General features: G+C 39.4%; 9 protein-coding genes. All 9 read left to right on the plus strand.

The features are described 5' to 3' along the window. Window positions 1-1075 precede the first annotated feature (1075 nt). Window positions 1076-1792, plus strand: coding sequence for a helix-turn-helix domain-containing protein (locus EO125_RS09960; RefSeq protein WP_206168358.1), 717 nt, complete (start codon window positions 1076-1078; stop codon window positions 1790-1792). A 17-nt stretch (window positions 1793-1809) separates the two neighbouring features. Next, the gene (locus EO125_RS09965; RefSeq protein WP_206168359.1) at window positions 1810-2265 is read left to right on the plus strand and encodes an HTH domain-containing protein; all 456 of its coding nucleotides are present in this window, start codon (window positions 1810-1812) and stop codon (window positions 2263-2265) included. Window positions 2266-3198: 933 nt separating this feature from the next. Then, window positions 3199-18579 (plus strand): YadA-like family protein, encoded by a 15381-nt coding sequence (locus EO125_RS03955; protein WP_127147761.1) that lies wholly within the window; start codon window positions 3199-3201, stop codon window positions 18577-18579. A 316-nt stretch (window positions 18580-18895) separates the two neighbouring features. After that, on the plus strand, window positions 18896-20485 hold the full coding sequence (locus EO125_RS03960; protein ID WP_127147762.1) for a class I SAM-dependent methyltransferase: 1590 nt from the start codon (window positions 18896-18898) through the stop codon (window positions 20483-20485). Window positions 20486-20592: 107 nt separating this feature from the next. Continuing rightward, complete coding sequence (locus tag EO125_RS03965; RefSeq protein WP_370447287.1) at window positions 20593-22551, plus strand: DUF4080 domain-containing protein; 1959 nt, start codon at window positions 20593-20595, stop codon at window positions 22549-22551. A 1-nt stretch (window position 22552) separates the two neighbouring features. Next, window positions 22553-23515 carry a TIGR01212 family radical SAM protein gene (locus EO125_RS03970; RefSeq protein ID WP_127147763.1) on the plus strand — a complete coding sequence of 321 codons (963 nt, stop codon included), beginning with the start codon at window positions 22553-22555 and terminating at the stop codon, window positions 23513-23515. Between the two features lie 10 nt (window positions 23516-23525). Continuing rightward, entirely contained in the window at window positions 23526-24497 is a 972-nt protein-coding gene (locus EO125_RS03975; RefSeq protein ID WP_127147764.1) for a PhoH family protein, read from the plus strand. Continuing rightward, window positions 24494-24970, plus strand: a complete 477-nt coding sequence (gene ybeY / locus EO125_RS03980; protein ID WP_127147765.1) for an rRNA maturation RNase YbeY — start codon at window positions 24494-24496, stop codon at window positions 24968-24970. Before EO125_RS03975 ends, ybeY begins: the two co-directional genes overlap by 4 nt. Next, window positions 24963-25862, plus strand: a complete 900-nt coding sequence (era, locus tag EO125_RS03985; RefSeq protein WP_127147766.1) for a GTPase Era — start codon at window positions 24963-24965, stop codon at window positions 25860-25862. Before ybeY ends, era begins: the two co-directional genes overlap by 8 nt. The last annotated feature ends 203 nt before the right edge of the window (window positions 25863-26065 follow it).

A 26065-nucleotide genomic window follows, 5' to 3' on the forward strand; every position in this document is an offset into this window, starting at 1 on the left:
TACGTGAGAAATTATCGGTTGAAATGATTGCACGTGTCACGAATATGTCAGTAGAACAAGTTGTTAAAATCGGAAAAGAGCATGCGCTCCTCTAAGTCGTTACTTGTGAGCCTATGCAGCCTGTGGCGGCCTAAATTAGATAAAGGGAAGAGCACGACATATTCCTACGCAAACTGATACAGTGGTTAGGTTTGCTCCGGAACATGTCGTGCTCTTCTTGTGTTTATATAATTTTGTTAGTAAGTGACGCCACTAAGGGTGCTACGTCTAATGGCGTTCCTCAGGTGAAAGTGATTTTACTATGTATAGAGTGCTGTAATTTATGATAATTAAGTTCAAATTATATCAACGATTTGTATAATTTTGTGGTATAATAAGTATGTAGAAGAGTCATTAACGTGTTGTTAGGCTCATCTCTTCCTACTATGGGAGGAGGTGGTTTCTATGAAATTTTGGAAAAAATTACTTTTAGTAGTAAAATTTTTGAAATTAATTATAGATATTTATTGTTTCTTTAATTAGAAATGACAAAGCCTAACGTAAATAATAAGTGTTCGTACCACTTATACACGTTAGGCTTGTCATCTTTTCACATTATTTAAGATGAGCCTAACGCCAACCACACGTTGATGGCTCTTCTTATTTACACTTGTATTGTACCATAATCTGAGGAAAAATACTACTTTTTAGCCTATTTAGCCTTGTGGGTCGTCTCTTGTGAGTCTATGCAGTTTTGTGGAGAGCTTAACTAGATTAAGGGAAGAGCACGGCATCCCCCTCTCAAACAGTATTTCATAATGTTTGTTCGGAGCACGCCGTGCTCTGCTTGTGTTTGTGTAATTTTGTCAGCAAGGGTCGCCACAAAAGCTGCTACGTCTAACTGCGTTCATTGGGTGTTTTTCCTGGTATGGGAGATTTGTGAATAGATTTTTGTAGAGCTATTATTGTGTACTCATATGATATAATAAAAGCAATAAATTTGCTCAAAATGGGAAAATAATAATTATGGTGCTATTTATAGATAGCTAGTTTTCTATGACTGGAAATAACATATAGTATCTAGAAAGGTGAATATATGGAAGATAGTCGAATTGAATTTAAAATTGATATTCCGGACAAACAAAATAAATTAAAAGCAGAAATTGTATCTTTCCTTAACACTGAAGGTGGAGAAATTCATTTAGGTGTACATGATGATGGAACAATAGATAAACAGTTAATCGAAAATAAAAAACAAGAATGGGAAGATATATTATCTAATTGGGCTGTTAATGCGTTTAGCCCCGATGTTACGAATTTAATTCATATCTATCCTAATGAATTACCGTTTAAGATTAAAATATCATCAGGAAAAGATAAACCATATTTTTATAAGGATGGAGAAGGATTTAATTCTAAAGGTGTTTATGTTAGAGTGGGGAGCACCAAAAGAGTTGCTAGCTTTGATGAGATTCAAAGAATGATTAGAAGCCACTCATCAAATGATTTTGAAAGAATTAGTATTGACCGAGGGGATTTAACCTTTGAATATATTGAAAAAAGATTTAATGAAAAAGGTGTGAAGTTTGATGTTTTTGCATTGTCTTTAATAGGTAAAGATAATAAATACAATCAGGCAGCTTTACTTCTAAGCGATCAAAATACGACAATTAGTAAATTTGCAGTATTTCAAGGAACAGATGTAAGCATATTCCTTGACAAAAAAGAATTTTCAGGTTCAATTTTAAAACAGCTTGATGATGTATTATATTTTTCGAGTTTGTCAAACAGAAAGCGAATCCTGATGGTCTAACTCTTGAGAATATAAAAATGGGAATGGTAGCAAAAAGAAATAAGTTAATTGTTAATGCATTAGATAAAATTGATGTTATAGAAAATTATGCTTCAGGTGTTAGGAGGATATTTGATGACTATGCTGGTTTTAAAAAGCAACCTGATTATTATATTTCTAACAATGGTGTAATTCTTACTTTGTTTAATCGTAATTATGAGGGTCAAAATGAGGGTCAAAATGAGGGTCAAAATGAGGGTCAAAATGAGGGTCAAAATAATGTAGCAGATTTAAAATTAGGAGTCTTAAAACGAAGAACTAAAATATTGAAATTAATCATGGAAAATAATAATATAAAATCAAGTGAGCTTAAAGATATATTAGGGGTATCCAAAGCTACAATTGAAAGAGATATTTCTAAATTAAAAGAAGAGGGGAGAATAGAATATGTCGGAAGTTCAAAAAAAGGTTATTGGAAAATAAAAAATACTTAATCTTAAATTGTAAATATAAATTGGACACTTATATAAAATTGTTCATATTCGTAATTGTAATTTTGAAATATTAGAAAGTGCGATGTTAGAATGGTCTAGGAAAAACTACTAAATTATTTAAAGTCGTCACTTGTGAGTCTATGTAGCCTATGGCGGTCTTAACTGAATATAATAAAGGGAAGACCGTAACACACCCCTTCACAAACTATACAGTGGTTATGTTTGCTCAGGGGTATGTTACGGTCTTCTGCGTTTGTAGTATATTGTCAGTAAGACTCTCCACAAAGGCTACTACGTCTAACTGCGTTCCTCAGGGGGTAGTTAGAGCACGACATACAAAAATTATCAATTAATTTATTTGTTATTCATATTTTTGGAATATTATAGATTGTATTCATATAGCAGAGAGTTTTTTTCTATCTAATTACCACGTATATACATGGTGCACAATGAAGGAATATTTTTCTAAAAATAAGTCCTAAAAAATAACTATTATCCCTTGTGCTATAGGTGCTTATCAATGTTATGCAATTCGTTTAAAAATGGGGGGGGGGTACGAAGAAATTTCTTAAAAATATAGGGCAAAACTATTGTTTAAAGTACACCGAAATAGTATAATATAGCATATATATGTATACATAGAGACATGTACATATTGCATTCCTAGAGGCAAGATACACGTTATGCAGTATAAATTCATAATGTCTCATAGTTGTTGTGACATAAGATGTAATGAATATCCTAAATGATAAGTACCACTAACATCGTTTAGGATACTTGTTGTTTATAACAGTTTATCTAGGTGCGATGGCACTATATGCTTATGTCTGTATGTATACGTATTCTTGTGAAAGTGTTCTAAAAGGTCATATTACGATAATAGGACCTGTGAAAGAACGTCTTAATTTTCTCTATTAGAAAGGAAAGTATTACATGAGAAATAGTTTTGAGTTTAAAGAATGCGAACGATTTCTGAAACGAGTGTTAAAAGACCGTGGTATGTTCACCAAAGGGGCAGTCATTGCCTTCCTCATTACAGGGGGTATTGGTTTTCTAGGCGGACATACGGTAGAAGCCGCACAGGCTGGTGTAATCGGTAATCCCCATAGTGGTGGTACTACAATTGATTATCATTGGGCGGGGGCTGATTTACTCACTCATGAGTCCATTGTTTTTGCACCAGTTACAGATGACAATGTAGGGACTACAGCAGAACGTTTTCAAGGTATTTATAACCGTCAAGCATATAACTCAGTCATTATTGGTGGACATGCATGGGCGGCTGGATCCAGCTTATCAAGATCTTATATTAACAATCCTAGTAAATATAGACCATCTCAACAAACGGTGATAGGTAACAATGCAACAGGTATTGGTGGTCAAGCTACGGCAGTTGGCTCTGGTACCTTTGCCATGGACCAAGCGACAGCGGTCGGTAATGACGTTATGGCAATTGGGGCATCCTCTGTTGCCATTGGTAATGACGATATTTCTGAAAAATATAAGGATACCATGACCGATGATGTGGTTAAATCTATTTATGGAGATGGGACATCTACAGATAAAGATAAACAAGGAATTTTCAAAGATGTTGAATTTATTGATAGTACGGGGACTAAACGCAAACGAACTTCATTGGACCCGAGTGGATATGACACATTACGTAGCTGGGAATGGTTCAAAAGCTCTTATATGAAAGTAACAAAGGATAGTGGTGGTAATGTTACTGAAGATACTCATATATACAGTCCTACTATGGCGAGGGGTATTGGGTCTATTGCCGTCGGTTCACGTTCCATTGCTAAATCAGATGGTTCCACAGCTATCGGTACTCTTGCCTTTGCCTTAGGAGAAGGTTCCACAGCTATGGGTCTTCGTGCCTATACAGGGGAGGACGCAACTGGCGCCGTTGCTATTGGTGAAGAATCTCGTTCCTTTGCGGCGCAATCCTTAGCAGTAGGTAACCACAATGAATCATCGCAACAAGGTTCAATGTCCTATGGATATAGTGCTAAAGCGGCAGGTGTTGGTTCCTTGGCCATTGGTTACCATACGTATGCCAATACAGAATTTGGCACTAATGCAGGGGCAGCAGCTCTTATATCGGGAGTACAAGGGGTTAACGCACCTTTAACATCGGCACAACAAACCGCATGGGACAATTATGTTGCTAAAGCCAGTGCATACTATACAGAGGTGGAAAAATATCCTAAAGATCCTGATGTACAAGGAAGTGTTGTGGCTGCGAAAACCGCTATGGATACGGCATATACACAGTTAACAGCAACTGGATTTTCAGTTCCCAACGTGGCTAATTTGACGTATATTGCAGACGGCCAAGCAGGAAATAAGAATAAAAGTACAGAAGTGACCAATAAAATTAAAGCGTTGCAAACAGGGGCTGCTAATATTGATACAAAAAAAGGCACAGATATTTATTTGACGACTAAAAGCTCTGATGGTACCAAAAACGAAGTAAAAAAGACTGTAGCTAAGGGAGCTAACTCGATTGCTATCGGCTATTATTCGGTGGCCACTGCCAATAGTTCTATTGCCCAAGGTGCGGGTACAGTGGCAGAGGGTGGAAGCTCGATTGCCTTAGGCTCCTTAGCCAGCACTACAGATACGGCAACAAATTCTATTTCTATCGGTGTAGCCTCGTCCGTAAAAAAAGAAAACTCCATAGCTCTTGGTACACAGTCTAGTGTGTATGGTGCGGGATCTGTTGCATTAGGTGCAGGTAGCCGTGTATACAATACTAACTCTATGGCTATGGGATATGGTTCTACTGTAATGGCTGCTAATAGTACGGCTATTGGTGTAGGCTCAAAAATTGATTTTGGGTCGGGTAATGCACAAGCCATCGGTACCAATGCAGTGATTAATAAAAACTCAGGGAACTCTCTTGCTTTTGGTAATAAATCTACGATTGGAGAAAATTCTGTTAATACCGTAGCACAAGGGTTTAAATCCACAATTGGAACGGGGGCCTATAACAGTATGGCTATAGGTGCCTACGCTAGTATTGGGGATAATGCGAAATCATCCTTTGCTATGGGTACCACCGCTAGTGTTGCTGCTAATGCAAGAAGTTCCATGGCATTAGGGGAAGGTTCCTATGTTAATAAAGACCAATCTATCGCCATTGGTCGTAATGCGCGGGCAGAGTATGCCAACTCTGTGGCATTAGGTTTCCAATCTACCACCCACTACTATGGTAATCCTAATAGTCGTGAAGCTAGTTTGAGTAATACTGAAACTGCTACCAATGTGCATGGGTTAAAAATAGGGGCTTATTTGCCAGAGGGCTCTAAGTTAGCCGATAAATTGGCAAAATTAGATGCTACGGCAGCCGGTTATGTCTCTGTAGGTGGTTGGACAGAAGAAGTTACGACTAAGGCGAATGGTACAACTACTAAAGAGAATGTGCTAGGCCTTCGTCGTATTGTCAATGTAGCACCAGGCGCATTGGATACAGATGCTGTAACAGTGGCACAGTTGCGCGACTGGACAGATAAAACGGCTCACTTCTTATCCATCTCTGGGGCTAGCGGTAAATCGAAAACAGATTTTGCCACTGAAAACTGGTCTATTGCTGGTAATGATGCGGATGGTAATGCCATTGGCACATTAAATATCAAAGGAAACTTTGAGAATGAAGGTGCTGTGCATACAGTTGGAACTAAAGAAGTATCCAACGCCTTAGCAGTAGGCGCCTATGCTAATGCTATGGCAGATCGAAGTGTTGCTATCGCAGATCACGCGGTAGCAAGAGGAACGCAATCTGTATCCATTGGTCAAAATGCGCTTACATTGGGAGAAAATAGTACTGCAATGGGATCCTATGCAACGGCAGCGGCTAAGAACTCCATTGCGATGGGGGTAGATAGCATCATCGGTGAAGTAACACGGGATACTACTACAACTAGTGCAACATATAAACGTATTACCGCAGTAGGTCGATCCAATGAATCCAGTATCGCTATCGGGTCCGGCACGAATGTGAATGCGGATAGAGCCATTGCATTAGGTGTCAATGCTAGTGTAGTGCCTGTGAAAGCTACCGGTGCGAAAGGAGCTACTACGTATACAGAGGCCCATTCCTCTATTGCTATTGGCCAAAATGCTACTGTCACAGGAGCTCAACACTCTATTGCGTTAGGTGAAAACTCAGAAGTTATCGCCTCTGATGTGGCGACTGCTACGACAGCTGCTTTCACAGGGGAGACGAATACAGATCCAGGTAATGGTGTTCTATCCGTTGGTTCTACGAATAATAACATGAACATAACACGTCGTATCATTCATGTGTCTGGTGGCTCCGACGATTACGATGCAGTAAACGTAAAACAGTTGAAAGCAGCAACGGCGTATTATTCTGTTAATACTACAGATAGTAAGGATGATACGGTGAATGGTGAAAATGGTATTAAGTCGAATCGAAATAATGATGGTGCTACTGGTACGAAAGCGGTAGCTATTGGTTCGTATACAAGTGCAAGTGGTGAAAAATCGATTGCATTTGGTCGTGAAGTCCTTTCAAAAGCAGATTATAGTGTTGGTGTCGGTGCCAATGTTAGTTCTAATGCATTGCGTGCGGTAGCTATTGGTTCTAATTTGCTGGCAGATGGTAAAAACTCTATTGCCATTGGTGCTGGAGATGGTTTGGCATCACGTGTTGAAGCGGGTGGTCAAGATGCCATTGCTATTGGTACGAGATCCAGAAGTTATGGTGTCTCATCAGTTGCCATAGGTCGTTTGTCTCAAATAGGGACTGCTACCACTACAACCGATACAGCAGGTGTAACTACTACTAAATATAGTGGTGGTATTGGTGCTGTGGCCATTGGTAATGCTTCCGTAGTTAACTCTAAGGTAGGGGATGTTGCCATAGGTTATGATGCAAAAATTTTAACTGCTGATAATAAAGGCAACACAGAGGGTACAGGCAATGTAGCACTGGGATATATGGCTAAAGTATCTGCTACTAATGGTGTAGGTAATATTGCATTAGGGTATAAGTCAGAAGTTACCTCCGCAGATATCGCAAATTCTGCTAGTGCAGCCACAAAGGTATCTCCATATTTACTTACTACAGGTACTGCTGCTGAGATAGCCTACGATTACTCTAATGACAAAGGTAATGGTGTTGTATCCTTCGGTACAAGACGTAATAGTACTGATGCTACGACTACCTTCGCTCGTCGTTTAGTTGGTGTTGCAGGTGGTATCAATGACTATGATGCTGTGAACGTAAAACAGTTGAAAGCATTAGAAACTAATGAACGTCATATTAAAGCTCAAACAGGCAATGATGCATATACACCAGATGCTTCTGGTAATGTAACATTAAATTACGTTAACGGAAGGGGCGAAGATGTTACTGACACGACTACTGTTATCAAAGATGTAGCGAAAAAATCTGATGAATGGCAATTAGCCGTACAAAGTGGAACCGCTACAACAGGCGTGGCTGTGACACCTGTGGCAAAAACAGGTTCGAAAAATACTGTTACACTCAAAGCTGGTACAAATGTAACCTTAGGGACTGATGCAACAACGGGTACGGTAACTATCAATGCTGATGGTGGCATCAAATCAGTTACAAGTGGAAATACGAAGGCTTTAACGGTGAGCACTACTAGTGGTGCCGTTACGGTAACACCTGTATTAGCAGGGGCGGTTAGTACTGCAGGTGATGCTAATAAATTGGTCACAGCTGGTGTTGTGAAAACGGCTATTGACCAATTGGCTACTAAATCATTGAATAATATTACTGATGATGGTAAAAAAGTAATCACAGGATTAGGAACGATTGTAGCGGCTGGGGATCGAGTGAGCCTTGCAACGACTACTGATAATACTACAGGTCAAAAAACATATACACTAAGCGCAGATAAGCAAGTGGAATCTGTAGAAAAAGCAACTGCAGCTAGCGGTGATGAAAATATCGCTACTGTAGATGTGAAAACGGGCAGTACCGCAGGTGCAGCGAATGCTACGTATCAAGTAGGTGTGTCAAAATCAAAAGTAGCTGAAATTGCACAAGCGGCTGTTACTGTAGCCAGCGATTCAACTAATGTCACTGTTACACCAGATACTACGACTGCGGGTGTTAAGAAATATAAAATTGCTGTTACAAAAGATGCCTTTGAAAACGGTACGAACACAACCTTATCGGGTGATGGTTCTGCGACTAATAAATATAAATTCAGTGTGAATGCAGCGTTGACTGGCATGACCTCTGTAACAGCAGGTAATTCCACAACGGGATTAACATTATCTAGCGGTGGTGCTGGGACGGCGGCATCTCCTAAAACAGATGTGGTAATTAGTAAAACAGGTGTTACTTTCACAAATAATAATGGTACATCTACAGGCACTGTATCTATTGGTAATGCTGGTATTAATGCTGGTAATTTAGTGATTTCCAATGTAAAAGCACCAACAGCGGATGCAGATGCTGCAAATAAAAAATACGTTGATGATAATTTGATGAATGTAGATGTCATCACGAAGAATGGTACGTCTGATAAAACAGAAAATGTTACAAATGGTACCCGTCGTAAAATGACATTAAAGGCAGGAGATAATGTTGAATTAAGTCACAATAATGGAACCGTTACCATTACTGCTAAAGGTGGATTGAAAACAGTTACTAGTGCGAATGATGCTATTGATGCAACAACTGATGCCAATGGTAATGTGACATTAACTGCTAATGTAGGCAATACTATTGATAATACCAAAGCAAATGCAAGCAAATTAGCTACTGTTGGTGCCGTGAATACAGCTATTACTCCATTGGCAAATAAAACATTAGACAATATTACAGATGATGGTAAAAAAGTTATTACAGGATTAGGTCCAGTGGTAGCAGCTTCTGGCAGTAATGTAACAGTTGCCGAATCTACAATAGACAACGAAACTGGTACGAAGAAATATACTGTTTCTGTTACAAAAGATGTGTTTGCAAGCGGTACGAACACAACAAAAGTTGGTACAGGCACTGCTGCTGATCCGTACAAATACAACTTGAATGAAGCGTTGACTGATATGGCATCCATTGCGGGTAAAGGTGGTACAAATACCTTAACGATTAAAAATGGTGCATCAGTGATGACATTTAACGATGCTACTACTGGTAAGAATGCAAAAGCTGCAAATATTACGGTGAACAACATTAATATCACTGGTTTGAAGGATGCGGCGTTGACAGCTACATCTACTGATGCTGTGACTGGTAAACAGTTAAAATCAGTGATTGATGATGTGGCGAAAAAATCTTCTTCTGATTATCGACTGGTAGTAAATCCAGAGACTGGGACAGGTGGTACATATACAGCTGATAAGGATGGTAATATTAACTTAAAAGTTGTAGATAAATCGAATACGGATGCAAATACGAATACTACAACAGTTACGATTAAAAATGTAGCGAAAAAAGATGAGCTAGATAAATTAAAAGAAGCTAAAACTATCATCTTTGTGGATGCTGATGGTGATGAAGTTTTCAAACAAGCTGATGGAACTTTCAAAAAAGCAAATAAACAAGCGGCAAATGGTGATGTTGTTACGAAAGTCAATACAACTACTGCTACACCAATTACTAATGTAAAATCTATTGTGGCAGACACTACTGTTACTGGTGCAAATACAGATTACCTTGATAAATTAAACCAAGCTGTAGATAATTCGAATACAAGTGCAGGTAAAAATAAAACAACGGCAGTGAATGTGTCTGATTTACAGCAAACGGCAGCTGCTATTGTAAAACGTGGTCTTACATTCCAAGGTAATGATGGAAACAACATCAAAAAAGCGTTAGGAGATACACTGAGCGTAGTAGGTGAAGGTACATACGGAACAGCACCAACTACAGCGGCTAACAATATTTATACATCCCAAAATAGTGGTAAATTACAAATTGGTTTAGCTTCAGATTTGAAAAATATTTCCTCTATTTCTAGCAAAGAAAATGCTGGTAAATCTACTAAGGTTGCACTTGGTGATGATGGATTAACAGTTACAAATGTACAAGGTGCGGCTACGACTACGATTACCATTGGTAAAGACGGTATCAATGCTGGTGGTAAAAATGTGACAGCTGTTAACGAAGTAGATGCAAAAACTGTAAAAGCTAATACAGTGACAGTAGGCAAGGCAAATTCTTCCTCTGCTGCTAATGATGGTGTAGACGGCAAAGTAACGGTAACTGGTAAAAATGGATCTGCTGTTGAGCTAAATGGTGCAACAGGTGGGCTTACATTAACAACGGTTAATGGAACTACTACGAATACGGTGTCTATCAAAACAAAAGAGGGCTCTGGACCAATTGTTGGTGAAAGTGGCGCAGCGGCTCCTACTAACATGAGTCGTCTTGTATATACAAGCAAAGTGAATGGTACAGATACTGACTATGAAGTAGCTACTATGAAAGACGGCATGAAATATGCTGGTGATGATGTAACAGCTACAGACAAAACCAAAGTGATTGCTAAGAAGTTGAATGAAACTATTGATATCGTTGGTGGTGCCACAACAACTAAGTTAACAACTAATAATATCGGTGTGGTCAATGACAATGGTAAGTTGAATGTTAGATTGTCTAAAGTTATTACAGGCATGGAATCTATTACGGCTGGTAAAACTGTAGTGAATACAAGCTCAGTCACAGTATCCGGTACAGGTACTAATACGAATAAAACGATTTTAGATGCTAGTGGTACAACTGTCACTGATGGTGCTACGAATGGCAAAACTACAACTACAACAGTAGATGGTTTGAAAGTCATCAACAACACAAAAGGTGCACAAATTGGTGCTGAGTTGATTCGTATTAACGGTACTAAAGGTACAGGCGACACTGTAACAGATGGTATTGCTATTGGTAATCAAACAGTAACGGCTACCAAGAATAATGCTACTACAGAGGCTAACACAGGAAACTATATCACGGGCTTAGACAATAAAGACTGGGATTTAGATACAAAAGGATATGTTAGTGGACGTGCTGCTACAGAAGATCAGTTGAAAGTCTTGAACGATAAAATTAGTGCTAAATCTGCTTCTGATTATCGTTTGATTGCAAACCCAGATGATGCTAACGGTGAATACACCTTAACTGCGAATGGATCAATAGAATTAAAAGTTCAAGATGCTTCTAACACGACTAGTGTAAACACGATAAAAATTAAAAATGTAGCCAAGAAAGATGAGTTAGATAAATTAAAAGAAGCAAAAGCCCTTATCTACGTAGATGCTAATGGTAATGAAGTTTTCAAACAAACTGATGGTACTTTCCAAAAAGCGGATGGTATAGTAGTTGCAGCTAATACGGTTCGTACAAAAGTTAATACAACAGGTGCTGCACCAATTACCAATGTATCATCTATTGTAGAAAATACTGCTGTAACTGGTACAAATCCAGATTATGTAGATAAATTAAATGCTACTGTGGCGGATGCTACGAATGGTGCAAAAAATAAAGCTACAGCTGTGAATGTATCTGATTTACAAAAAACAGCAGCTGCCATTATTGATCGCGGTATTACTTTCCAAGGTAATGATGGAAAGGACATCAAAAAAGGTTTAGGTCAAACATTGAACATTGTTGGTGAAGGTAGTTATGGTACTCCTGCTACAGCACCTAATACTGCGGCGGGCAATATTTTCACGAAAGAAAATGGCGGTAAACTCGAAATCGGTTTAGCGAAAGATTTACAAAACATTTCTTCTGTTTCCAGCAAAGAAAATGCAGGTAAGTCTACTAAGTTAGAGCTAGGAGACGATGATCTAAAAGTTATTAATACACAAGGTGCTGGTGCTACCGCTACGACAACGACAGTTACTATTGGCAAAGACGGTATCAATGCAGGTGGTAAAAATGTGACCGCTGTCAACGAAGTAGATGCAACATCTGTGAAAGCGAATACAGTGACAGTAGGCAAGGAAAACCCAACGGGCACAACAACTGGTGGTGTAGATGGTACTGTAACGGTAACTGGTGCTAATGGATCTGGTGTTGAGATCAAAGGTGCTGATGGTTCTATTACTGTATATGGTGCTAATGGTTCTAACAAAGCTTCTTTTAAAACAAAAGAAGTGGAAGGAGTGTTAGGAGCTGATGTAAAAGTTGGCGATGCGAAACCAAATATGACTCGTTTTGTGTATGAAACAGCGAATCCAGATGGCTCAGCCACACCGATTACCCATGTGGTAGCCACGATGGATGACGGCATGAAATATTCTGGTGACGACCATGAAGCGAGCACTGCTACAGCAGCTGAGAAACATGTTGTAACCCGTAAGTTGAATGAACGGTTAGAAATCGTTGGTGGTGCTAAGACAGATTTAACAAACAATAATATTGGTGTTATCAATAACGGTGATACTGGAAAATTAACGGTTAAATTATCTAAAAACCTAAAAGAGATTGAAACGATTGCGAATGTGGCAGATCCAACAGATACAACGAAACCAAGTACTGTTATGACCTTAAACAATGATGGAGTGACTTTCAAAAATACACAAGCTCCAACAACAGCTGGTGGCAAAGCTACTACCTCTACGGTAGAAATCAAAAAAGATGGCGTTACAGAGTTCAAAACGAATGATGGTACCAAGGATGGCAACACAGTTACTATTAATGGCAAAACGGGAACTATTACAACTGGTAATACAGTAGTGAATACAACTTCTGTTACAGTATCTGGTACAGGTACTGCTAAAACAACATTAGCGGCTAGCGGTACTACTGTCACTGATGGAGCTACAAATGGCAAATCTGTAGTGACTACGGTAGATGGAACTACCGTGACAGATGGTACTCATACAACAACAACGAATGCTACGGGTATCACCATTAGCCCATCTGCGGTAGCAGGAAAAACGGTTTCCTTAACCAATGCTGGTTTAAATAATGGTGGCAATCGTATTACTGATGTAGCAGATCCAACAGCCAACACAGATGCAGCGAACAAACAATATGTTGATGCTCGGACGAAACTTCGCTATAAAGCTAATACTGTGGAACCAGATGTAACAGGTGTAGCTAAGGCAAATCATGAGATTAATTTATTAGATGGTGTATTGAACATCGAAGGTGTCACTGATGAAGTGGTAACAACAGCATCTAAAGATGGTAAAATCACAGTGGGCTTAGCACCTAAGGTGATTAAAAAGTTAGATCAATTAGCTGCCACAACTTCCGATGGTCGAGATAGCAAATTAGGCTCCGAAGCAAATGCGATTGCTTCTACTGGTATTGCTACAGCTGATGGCATTAATGGTCAAAATGTGACGTACAAAGTGAATGCATTGCGCCATGGTGAGGCAGGTTCTGTGGTGTTCACTGATGAAGATGGTAATCGTCTTGTGAAAGCTACTGACGGCAAATATTATAAAGCGACTGATGTAAACGCAGATGGAACAGTAAAAGCTACACCGGCAGGTGGCACAGCCCCTGTAGGTCTTGATTTGCTTAATGCAGACAAAGATAAAGCATATTCTAGTTTAGTATCCCCAGATGGTAAAACAACGGGCGCTACATCGGTGTTGAATAATGTAGGCTCTGCATTATCTCGTGTATTACCTACGTTAGATACTAATACAGATAAAACGAAGTTCTTGGATAAACTTGATAAAGCTACAGAAGCAGGCAGCAAGGTAGCACATGCAGCAGTGAATGTAACGGATTTGAAGAACACTTCCGATGCGATTATTGCTAAAGGTATAGATTTCAAAGGTAATACTGGAAATGCTATCCATAAAAATTTAGGTGAAACACTTAATATTGTGGGAGAAGGTACTGCACCGACTACAACAGCAGCTAATAATATTGCAACAAAACGTAATTCTAATGGAGACCTAGAAATTGGTTTAGCAAAAGACTTGCAAGGTATTACATTAGTTTCCAATACTAATGACACTACAAAACCAAGCAGTAAAATGGAATTAACTGATGATGGTGTGACATTAACAAATACGCAACCAGTTGCAGGTGGAACTGCTGAAACTTCAAAAGCAACCATTGGTAAAGATGGTAAAACAACATTTGAGAATAGTACTGCGCCTAATAACACAGTAGAAATTGATAGCAAGAAAGGTACTATCACTGTTGGTAAAGATACAGATAAACAAGTTGTTGTGAATGGTAAAGATGGTAAAATTACCACTGGTAAAACAGAAGTGAATGGCGCTGAAGTCATTGTGAAAGATGGTAAGAATTTCACTAAAATAAATACAGGTGGTACAACTATAACTGATGGTACAAATACAACCGTTGTAGGAGCGAATGGTATTACCATAACACCATCTAATGTAGCCGGTAAGGTTGTATCCTTGACTAATGGGGGTCTCAACAACGGTGGCAACCGTATTACTAATGTAGCGGATCCAACTGATGATACGGATGCAGCGAATAAGAAATACGTGGATGCGCGTACGAAACTTCGCTATAAAGCAGATACTACTGTGGATGATGCGGGTACTGCTGTCGCAGACCATACAATTAACTTGTTAGATGGTACGTTGGAAATTACGGGTACTGCTGATAAGGTGGTAACGAAAGCGACGAAAGATGGCAAAATCAACATCGACCTTGCAGATGCGGTGAAGAAAAAATTAGACCAATTGGATGCGAAAAATTCTGATGGTCGTGATGGTAAAACTGGCAATGAAACTGGTGCCATTGCGAAAGATGGATTGACAAAAGCAGATGGTCTCAATGAAAAAACGACCACATACAAGGTCAATGCATTGCGCCATGGCGAAGCTGGTTCCGTTGTGTATACGGATGATGAAGGTCATCGCTTAGTGAAAGCAGTAGATGGTAAATACCATCGTGCTGAAGCAGTAAATGCTGATGGTACTTTGAAAGCTGCCGCAGATTTACCACCAGATGTAACTCTCGATGCAGTAGATAATCCACAAGCTCGTGTAGTTAATTCAGATGGTGCTACAACATCACCAACAGTATTTGGTAATGTAGCATCTCCGGTTGATAAACTGACAGCAAAAGATGATACTGGTGCTGATCTAGATGATCAAAGTTATCTTAATAAATTAACAACAGCATCAAAAACAAATGCAAGTAAGTTTGCAGCTGTCAATGCCACTGACTTGTACACAACAGCGAAAGAAATTCTTGCGAAAGGTATTAACTTCGTTGGTAATGATACGACTGTAAACGTACATCGTGATTTAGGGGCGACCTTAAAAGTACAAGGTGCTGATAATTACACTCGTGGAGCGAATGATAGTAATACTAGCAATATCTTAGTAAAAGCAAATGCGGATGCTAATGGCGATGGACTAAATATCTCCTTAGCTAAAGATTTACGTGGTATTACCTCTATCACTAATACAGATGGAACCAAAGATGCTACTGGTACTAAGTTAGAAATCGGTAACGATGGATTTACAGTTACTAATACCCAAGCAGGTACACCAGCTACAACATCAACGATGACTGTAGGTAAAGATGGTAAAACGACTTTCACCAACAGTGAAAATCCTAACAATGCAATTGAAATCAATAGCAAGGAAGGAACGATTACTGCTGGTACAGCTGATGATAAGAAAGTGACAGTAAATGGTAACACTGGTGCGATTACAACGGGTAACACTACGGTCAATGGTTCATCAGTCACAGTAGTAGACAAAGATAATAAGAATAAGAACACAACTCTAGATGCATCAGGTACGACAGTAACGGATGGTGCTGGAAATACGACTACAACTAGTGCTACGGGTGTAACGGTAACAGATGGTACGAATACAGCTGAATATACGGCTACAACTTCTAAGCTATCCGATGGAGCTAACAAGTCTGTGGAAACAACAGCTAATGGCACAACGATTACTAATGGTAATGTGACAACAACGGCTACTGCTGGTAATACGGAGTACAAAGATGGCAATCATGTAACTACTGTTAATACAGATGGTATGAAAGTAACAGATGGCACAGCTACGGTAACGCATTCTGCTGGCTCCAGTGTATTTACAGATGGTAACAACTCATCTATTTATTCTGCTAATGGATCTACAATCGTAGATGATCATGGTAGTGCAACGCATACAGCTACGGGGTCTACTTTCACAGAAGGTAATAACACGGCTAGCCATACTGCAACAGGTTCTTCCTATGATGATGGTACAAATCACTTTGAGCTTGGTGCTACAGGTATTAGAATTAATTCTGATAACGGTGGTAGTGTATCCATAAATTCATCTGGCTTAAATAATGGTGGCAATACGATTACTCATGTAGGTGATGGTGTGGCTGATACGGATGCAGTGAATGTGAAACAGTTAAAAGCTAACAAAGTTTCGCTAACTGTTAATGATAATAATGCCGCTACCACTAACCATAATCTTGTATTGACGACTAGCACAGATGCTAAAGATAAACATACTAATTATGATGTGAAATTAGCAGATACAGTGACATTAGGTACAGCTGTGAATGCAGTTACTGTTGACGGTACAAATGGTACTATCAAAGCTGGTAAGGATGCGAATGCAGTTACCGTAGACGGTACAAAAGCAAGTATTACAGCTGGTAAAGATGGCAATGCTGTTACTGTAGATGGTACAAAAGCAAGTATTACAGCTGGTACTGGAGCAAATGCAATTACTGCGGATGGCACTAATGCAACTCTTGTTGTTGGTGGTACAGGAGCCGCTACAGATAGTACTAATAAAGTGACTATTAACGGAACTGATGGCATAATCAAGACTGGTAAGACAGAGGTGAGCGGTTCTGCGGTGACCATTACAGATACAACGAATGATGCAAAGAAAACCACTGTGGATGCAACGGGTACGACGGTTACTGATGGTGTAGCAAATGGTAAAAAAGTTGTTACTACTGCTGAAAGTGTAACAGTTGCAGATGGTACTACTAAGACAACTACCAAAGCGGGCGAAACGAAATACGAAGCGAATGGTAAAGACTTAACAGTGAAAACAGAGGGTATCACTGTCACTGATGGTGCTAACAGTGGCTCTATCAATGCAATGAATAGTACTTTCACAAATGCAACGAATGGTACATCAGTAGGTGCTACGTTGATTCGTGTGAATGGCGATAACAATGCTGGGGCAATTACAAATGGTATCAGCATTGGTAAGCAATCCGTTACGACTACTGAAATTGGTGAAGCTCCGAATACGACTACTAAAACAGAAACTGGCAACTTCATCACTGGTTTGGATAACAAAACTTGGGATCCTAAAACAAATGGTATTGTCAGCGGTCGTGCAGCGACGGAAGATCAGTTGAAAGTTGTTGACGATAAAGTCAACAAAGGTCGTGTGTTCACGGCAGACACTAAGGATGCAAAGGATAAAGCAGTAGAAGCCATGGTTGGCCTTGGTGAAACTTTATCTATCGTTGGTGGAGCTAAGATGGATGCTCTAACTGATAATAACATCGGCGTAGAATTAAAAGCTGCTGAAACGAAAGATGGTGTAACAACACCAACAACGATGACTGTGAAGTTGGCAAAACATGTGAACATGGGTGATGGTTCTACTACCTATACAAAAGATGTGACTGATAAAGCAGGTAAGAAAGTCGGTGTCCGTACTGGTGTTATGGATGGAGATTCCATGAAATATACCTTGTACAATGTGGATGCTGCTGGTAATATCATTACTGATGCAAACAAAAATAAAGATGTTAATGTAAGTACTACTGTTACGTCCGGCGGTATTGTGATTGCTCCAAAAGATCGTTTATCATCGAAAACTGTTACATTAAGTCATGAAGGTTTAAATAATGGTGGCAACCGTATTACGAATGTAGCAGACGGCGTAGCTATGGATGATGCCGCAACGGTAGGACAGTTGAAACGTAGTACAACTACGATTATTAATCAAGCTAATGCCATCGGTGCTCATGCGGCAGCGTTAGCGGCGATGAATCCATTAAGCTTTGATCCAATGCGCAAATCTCAAATTATGGCAGGTATTGGTTCCTACCGTGGTAAACAAGCCTTGGCATTGGGTGTAGCGCATTACACAAGTGAAAACTTTATGTTCAATGTGGGCATTAGTATGGGTGAAAATGAACATATGATGAACGCAGGTATGACATACCGATTCGGTGGTAATACAAGCATGATTCCAGAACGCTATAAAGGCGGACCATTATCTTCTGTGTATGTAATGCAAGATGAAATTGCAGCATTTAAAGAAGAAAATGCAAGACAAAAAGAACAATTGAAAGAATTACCAGAATTAAAACAAGAGGTAGCTGAATTGCGGGCTATGGTACAGCAATTATTGGCAACCCAAGGTAAATAGTCGTTCTTTCTGGATGCTATGTAACTGAATAGGTGTGTAAGAGAGAGGTCTGTTGCTTCGGCGACTGACCTCTCTTCTATGCTTGTGAGACTTTTTGTTGGCTCATCGTTATATGTGAGATTATCCGCATAAGAGTTGTGTTTCCACATGTGCTATAGAATCTGAATTATACTCTATAGATAGGATGGGTTTATTTTGGTATAATTAGATATATGCAATGAAGGGATATAGTCCCTTTTAAAAGTTAGTTGACATACTTTCATATGGATACACATAGTTAGTAAATATAGAATGTAAATATGAGTACGAGGCAAGGATGACACAGGAAAGATTAGGAAACGAGAACAACCGGAATAGAGTAATTGTAGGGACTAGACAGGAAGATAGAAGAGAGAGCACGTCCTATGATGAGGTGTTATATCGGTCGAAGCCATTTTCTCCTACCGCGGTTTCATCCTTAGAGGCAAGAGCCATGTTGTGGGGATTGAACCCAGTGCCAGCAAAGAAGGCTCGTGTCCTTGAGTTAGGTTGCTCTATGGGGGGCAATCTCATAGCACAAGCGATTGAGCACCCTATGGGGACCTATGTGGGCATTGATTTAGCAGAGCAACAGGTGGACATTGGCAATGAAATTATTCGCACCATTGGTTTGGATAACATCCGATTAGAAGCGAAGAATATTATGGACATTGATTCAGAGTTTGGCACTTTTGATTACGTCATCGTTCATGGTATTTGGTCGTGGGTACCAGATACGGTGAAAGATAAAATTTTTGAAATTTGTCGTGTCAATCTATCGAAACAGGGGATTGCTTATATTTCGTATAACACGTTGCCAGGGTGGAAGCGCATGTCTCAAACACGTGATTTTATGCTCTATGCAACACGGAATGATACAGATAAATCATTGATGGATCGAACTCATAAAGGATTAGGGGCAATTAAGTTATTACAAGAGTTAATTTCTAATTCTAACACATTATCGAAACGACAAAGTTGGAAGTTACGAGATATTAAAAATCTGTTTGACCATATGCCGTACTACATTGCTCATGAGTATTTTGAAGACATCAATGATCCCGTTTATGTGAGCGACTTTATTGCGATGGCTAAAGAACATGGATTGGCCCATGTGGGGGATACAGAGTTTACTTTGAATTGTATTTCCTATATGCAGGAAGATATGCAAAAACGGATGGAAATCTTGAGTGAAGGGTCTTTCACAGACAAATTGCAAATGTTAGACTTTTATCACGATACACAATTCCGTCGATCCATGCTATGCCACGGTGAATTGGAGAAGGACTTGCTCCTGCATGAAGAGTTTAAGATTAGTACTTTGAATCGTTTATATTATAGTTCTAATACGAATTTATCCGATTGGAAAGATAGTGCATACCTGTGGGAACAAGCATTGGTGAATCTATGTCGTAACCAAAGTACATTTACTATCAATGATGTGGTAGAAGAAGCCAAGGCACTAGCCACAGAACCGCTCGATTTAGGTGAGGTATATCCATTAGTACTGCGATTCTTATTCATGGATTTAATCACCGCTCATTCGGAACCATTGCACCACAATCCATTTGTGGAAGGGGTGTCAACGGTGCCGGCCATGTTGGCAAACTATGTGGAAACAGTAGTTATGAAAGGAGCTAGCCCTTACATTCAATTGGCTGATTCATTCAATCAGACCATCGAAGGTTGTAATGAAGGACATGTGTTTGTCATGAAAGAATTGGCAACGCCAAAAACTTGGGATGCATTATGCAAGAAAGCAGAACAAGTATTGCAAGTCCATCGGTATCATTTGGATACAGGAGAAAAGAGTCCTATGACTATACGAGAGGCCTTAGAAGAGTTTATGCTTGACCTCACACGTATGGGATTCTTAAGAAATGAATAAGTTACATAATGCCTCACTATTGGGTCTCCAGTAGTGAGGTATTTGCATTGTATGGTATAATAGAACAATAGCCGATGAACGAGGTTCATTCGATGAGTGAGGTACAAATGAAAGTTATCATTTCAACGTTGAATTCAAAATATATACATTCTTCTTTGGCGTTGCGCTATTTGCAGGCTTATGGAAGAACTAAGGACGAGGCATATGAGATAGTGGAGTACACTATTAATATGCCTATTTTAGATATTTTAAATAATGTGACTACCTTAGATGCAGATGTGTTGGGGTTTGCTTGTTATATTTGGAATATTGATATGACATTGCATCTGTGTTCCATGATCAAAGCGGTCCGCCCTAACACGAAAATTATATTAGGTGGTCCAGAGGTGAGTTATACGGCGCGAGAACTATTAGAAGACCACCCATATATTGACTATATTGTGCAAGGGGAAGCAGAGGAGGCTTTTACTACGTTTGTGAAAGCAATCCGTATAGGTCAGTCTCCTGTTAACCCTGTCATACTTGGCATCTTAGGTAGAGAACAAGGCACTATTCAAGGCTCGGAAGAGGCGGTAGAGGTGAAGGACTTAAGCACCATACCCTTCCCGTACACGGAAGAAGATATGCTTACCTTGGGAAATAAAATTGTCTATTACGAATCTTCTCGTGGTTGTCCCTTTAGTTGCCAATATTGCTTATCTGGAAATCGCAACACCGTACGATTCTTTCCCCAAGAACGGGTACTCGAAGAGTTGGCTTGGTTCGTAGATCACAATGTAAAACAAGTGAAGTTTGTGGATCGGACTTTCAACTGTGCGCCTCATCATCATATTCCATTGATGGAGTGGATGCGTGACCATGGGGGACAGACGAACTTTCACTTGGAAATGGAATCCATTTTAATGACTGAAAAAGAAGTAGATATTCTAAGTTCTACTCGTCATGGACAAATACAGATTGAGGTAGGAGTCCAAAGTACTCATGATAAGACATTGGAGGCCATCCATCGTCGTAATGATTGGGGCCGTATTCAATCTGTGATACCACCAATTATCAAATCAGGGCGCACCCATGTGCATATGGATTTAATTGTAGGGTTGCCTTATGAAAGTAAAGCTATTTTCGAGAAGTCCTTTAATGATTTGTTTAGTTTACAACCCCATGCATTGCAGATTGGCTTTTTAAAGTTATTAAAAGGCTCCGGCGTGCGTTCTATGGCAGAGTACGAGTACATTGCGAATCCAAAAGCACCTTACGAAGTATTACAAACCCATGTCTTACCATATGATGATGTACGCATGTTAAAACATTTTGAAGATGTGTTCGAACGGTTCTATAATAGTGAACGGTATCGCACAGTCTTTGGATATATAAGTGAAAGCTTAATCCAAGAAGGATCGGCCTTTGCTTATTTTGAAGAGATGACCGAGCTATGGTTAGAAAAAGGGAATCAAGACCGCAAATTAAATGATGCTGATCAAATAGCATTCCTTTATGAGTTCTTTAGCTTGAAAGAGGACCGAGTGGCTTGTGACTTACTGCGCTACGATGTGTTAACTTCTTTCAATGGAAAAATACGGGATGAACGATTTGGTCTATCTAAAGATAGGAAACAAGAAATGCAAGATGCTGAGGTATTCTGGCGTGAGGAAGAAGTGGTACAACAATACATTCCTAACTATTCCTTTGTGGAGTGGCGGAGAATCCGACAGGATTACCATACCATTGAGGTGTGTGGTGCTACATTGCCATACTTAGGAATTCCAAGGGAGCCCTACAGTGTTACAGAAGTTGCACTATTAAACGTTAAGACATCCGATTGTTCTAATACAAGATCTGTACATAGTTTTGACGAATGCAATACTCAAGAAATAAGTGAAGTAAAACCAAGCAATATACTTTATGATGAGGCTATGACTGATAATGTTATAGCAGATAATAGATATGCTATCATCATTGATGTCAAAGGTCAGACGAAACCTTTTATACGTCCCCAACAATATGTAAATACCCATCTAAATAATCTAGAAAGTAATACTAGTCCAACTATCAGGGCGGAGGTGTGATATGAGTGATACGACAAAGCCAAAGCGGTATCGTATGATATCTGCGTTTTATAAGGAACGATATGGAGAAAAGGCTTATAAAATTCCAGTGGCACTGCCGTTGACATGTCCTAATCGTGACGGATCCGCAGGTGTAGGTGGATGCACGTTCTGCGGTGAAATTGGAGCAGGTTATGAAAATAGACCCGCCTCAATGACGGTGAAACAGCAAATTGATGAGACTGTGGTGCATATTGCGAAAAAGTACAAAGCCTATAAATACATACCGTACTTTCAGAATTTTAGTAATACCTACTTACCACCAGAGAAGTTTCGCCAGTATGTGGAAGAAGCTTGCTTAGAACATGTGGTAGGTATTGCCATTGCAACTAGACCTGATTGTGTACATGATGCCTATTTAGATATTTTAAAAGATATACAATCTAAATATGGCATTGATATCTATGTAGAATTAGGCTTACAATCGGTGAACTATCATACATTACAAAAGGTAAACCGAGGACATACGATGGCGGAGTTTATCGATGCAGTATTGTGCATCAAGCGTTATGGATTTGAAGTGTGTACTCATATGATATTGAACCTACCTTGGGACACCATGGACGATGTCATTGAAGGAGCGAAAACTTTATCAGCTTTACAAGTAGACCAAGTAAAGCTCCATGCATTATACTTAGTAAAGAATACGAAAATGGCACGTGATTATGAAACTGGTGAATTTACCTTAATCAGTGCAGAAGAATACGCTCGACGAGTGGTAGAATTTTTACGTTACCTAGACCCTAAGATTGTATTACAACGATTGGTGGGGCGTGCGCCAGAGGAAAATACAATCTTCACGAATTGGTCTATGGGCTGGTGGCGCGTACAAGATTTGATTGATCAAATTATGGAAGACGAAGATATTTCTCAAGGCAGCGGTTATGATTATTTACATGGCGCTGCGGTTCAAAAATTTCTGTGAAAGGGAGCATATGGCTAATCAGAGATTTACCATACCTACTTATGACATGGTAGGACCTATCGTGGGACCTCAAGGATCTCACATGAAAGTATTAGAAGAACTAGTAACAGTAGATATATTACATCGAGATACCATTGTGGACATAACAGGTTCAGAGGAATCTGTACAAGTAGCAATGGAAGTGTTAGATGTACTGCTATACTTGTTTAAAAATCATATTAAAATCACCGATCATCATGTGCGAACAGCTACCACGATGATCTTGAAAGGCGAAAAAGAATCACTTTTTCAGTTATATGAAGATACTATCAATGTGACTGTGAAAGGGAATCCTATCATTCCTAAAACAGTGGGCCAAAAACAATATGTAGATAGTATCCGTCGCAATACGATCACCTTTGGCATTGGTCCTGCGGGAACAGGAAAAACTTATTTAGCAGTGGCACTGGCAGCATTTTACTTAAAAAATCGTGAAGTAGATCGTATTATCTTGACGAGACCTGCTGTAGAGGCTGGTGAAAAACTTGGCTATTTGCCAGGGGATTTGCAAGAAAAAGTAGACCCTTATTTACGTCCTCTCTATGATGCTTTACATGATATGTTCGGTGTAGAACGAGTGCAGAAGATGCTCTTACAAGGGACTATCGAGGTAGCACCATTGGCTTACATGCGTGGTCGCACCTTGGAACGTTCTTTTGTAATCCTTGATGAAGGACAAAATACGACGCCAGAACAGATGAAAATGTTTTTAACTCGCTTAGGGTATCAATCGAAAATGGTGGTTAATGGAGACCCAACACAAATTGATTTACCTCCGAAAATCACATCCGGTTTAATCGAAGCAGAACAAGTGTTACAACGTATCAAAGGGATTCGGTCTATTTATTTTTCCGATCAAGATGTGGTGCGTCATGATTTAGTAGGTCGTATTGTGAAAGCCTATGAAGAGTATCAACTTTCAGAGAAAGGGAAACAAGAATGATTGTAAGTATTTCCTATGATGAGGGAATGGAACAAAATAGCACTTACGAAGAGGTCATTCAACGGTGCTGTAATGAAGTGGCTCGTGTGTATGGATTGCATGAGGAAGATGAATATAGTGTTCTGCTCTGTAACAACGGAAAAATTCAGGAATTAAATCGTGAATACCGTGGAAAAGATATGCCTACAGATGTGTTATCCTTTGCTCTCAATGAGGGAGATATGTCCTATACGGAAGAAGAAGGGCAATTACTAGGTGACATTGTTATTTCCCTAGAGCGAGCGGCAGAGCAAGCGAAAGAGTATAATCATGATTTTATTCGTGAGCTTGCCTATTTAACTGTTCATAGCTGTTTACACATTTTAGGTTATGACCATATGACAGATGAAGATAAAAAAGAAATGCGCACAGAGGAAGAATTTGTGCTTGGTAATTTAGGTTATGTACGAGAGGATATGCCATATAATGAATAGTGGAAAAGGATTTAAATCAGGCTTTGTAGCCGTTGTAGGACGACCTAATGTAGGGAAGTCTACCTTAATTAATGCATTAATTGATGATAAAATTGTTATCGTATCTGATAAAGCGCAAACGACACGAAATCGTATTGTGTGTGTCTATACAGATGAAAAGAAACAAATCGTGTTCATGGATACACCAGGCATACATAAGCCAAAACATAAGTTAGGTGAATTCATGGTGGATCAAGCAGTGGATTCATTGCGAGAAGTAGAAGCTGTCTTATTTGTAGTGGCAGCTAATGAAAAACGTGGTCCTGGGGATAACTTCGTTATTGAACAATTGCGTAAGGTAAATGTACCAGTGTTCCTCATTGTGAACAAAATTGATACGATGGAAAAACAAGACTTGTTAGAGGCCATTGTATCCTACGAAAATAGCTATCCGTTTGAGGCGGTAGTACCGATTTCTGCAAAGGAAAGAGACAATATTGAAGAAGTGGTCAATTTGTTGGAAAAACATTTACCAGAAGGTCCAAAATACTTCCCTGATGACATGATTACGGATCAGCCGGAACGTTTGATTATCTCTGATATTGTGCGTGAAAAAATCCTATTGCAGACGCATGATGAAATTCCCCATGCTATCGCTGTAGATGTAGATGAAATGAAAACACGGGACGATGGAACTACCTATGTACGCGCTACTATTTATGTAGAGCGAGATTCTCAAAAAGGTATCATCATTGGTAAACAAGGAGCTATGTTGAAAACTATTGGCCGCCAAGCTCGTGGTGATGTGGAACGCTTGTTAGCTACAAAAGTATTCCTAGACTTATGGGTAAAAGTGAAAAAAGACTGGCGCAATAAATCTGGTATGTTATCTGAATTGGGATATCGGAATTAGTACTTAAAAAATTATTGTTTATACAAGATATTAACTTATTTTTGTATTGTGGTATTAACTGCTGCTAATTCTAGTTTATTCTCCTCTACACGTATGCTGTACGCATTATCTAAATCAGGAGATGCCCAAAACTATTAGACTCCATTAACCAACGTGGTGTGCTAATTCTAGTCTTGTTGGCAACAGTAGCCTTTGGTTTAGGT

Origin of the sequence: Veillonella sp. VA139, from assembly GCF_003992005.1 — a bacterium.
GTDB lineage: Bacteria > Bacillota > Negativicutes > Veillonellales > Veillonellaceae > F0422.

What these genes read in the sequence shown, in the direction of transcription:
- EO125_RS03960 (WP_127147762.1), top strand. Translation starts at nt 18,896, where the DNA reads ATGACACAGGAAAGATTAGGAAACGAGAACAACCGGAATAGAGTAATT.
- EO125_RS09960 (WP_206168358.1), top strand. Translation starts at nt 1,076, where the DNA reads ATGGAAGATAGTCGAATTGAATTTAAAATTGATATTCCGGACAAACAA.
- EO125_RS09965 (WP_206168359.1), top strand. Translation starts at nt 1,810, where the DNA reads ATGGGAATGGTAGCAAAAAGAAATAAGTTAATTGTTAATGCATTAGAT.
- ybeY (WP_127147765.1), top strand. Translation starts at nt 24,494, where the DNA reads ATGATTGTAAGTATTTCCTATGATGAGGGAATGGAACAAAATAGCACT.
- EO125_RS03975 (WP_127147764.1), top strand. Translation starts at nt 23,526, where the DNA reads ATGGCTAATCAGAGATTTACCATACCTACTTATGACATGGTAGGACCT.
- EO125_RS03965 (WP_370447287.1), top strand. Translation starts at nt 20,593, where the DNA reads ATGAAAGTTATCATTTCAACGTTGAATTCAAAATATATACATTCTTCT.
- EO125_RS03970 (WP_127147763.1), top strand. Translation starts at nt 22,553, where the DNA reads ATGAGTGATACGACAAAGCCAAAGCGGTATCGTATGATATCTGCGTTT.
- era (WP_127147766.1), top strand. Translation starts at nt 24,963, where the DNA reads ATGAATAGTGGAAAAGGATTTAAATCAGGCTTTGTAGCCGTTGTAGGA.
- EO125_RS03955 (WP_127147761.1), top strand. Translation starts at nt 3,199, where the DNA reads ATGAGAAATAGTTTTGAGTTTAAAGAATGCGAACGATTTCTGAAACGA.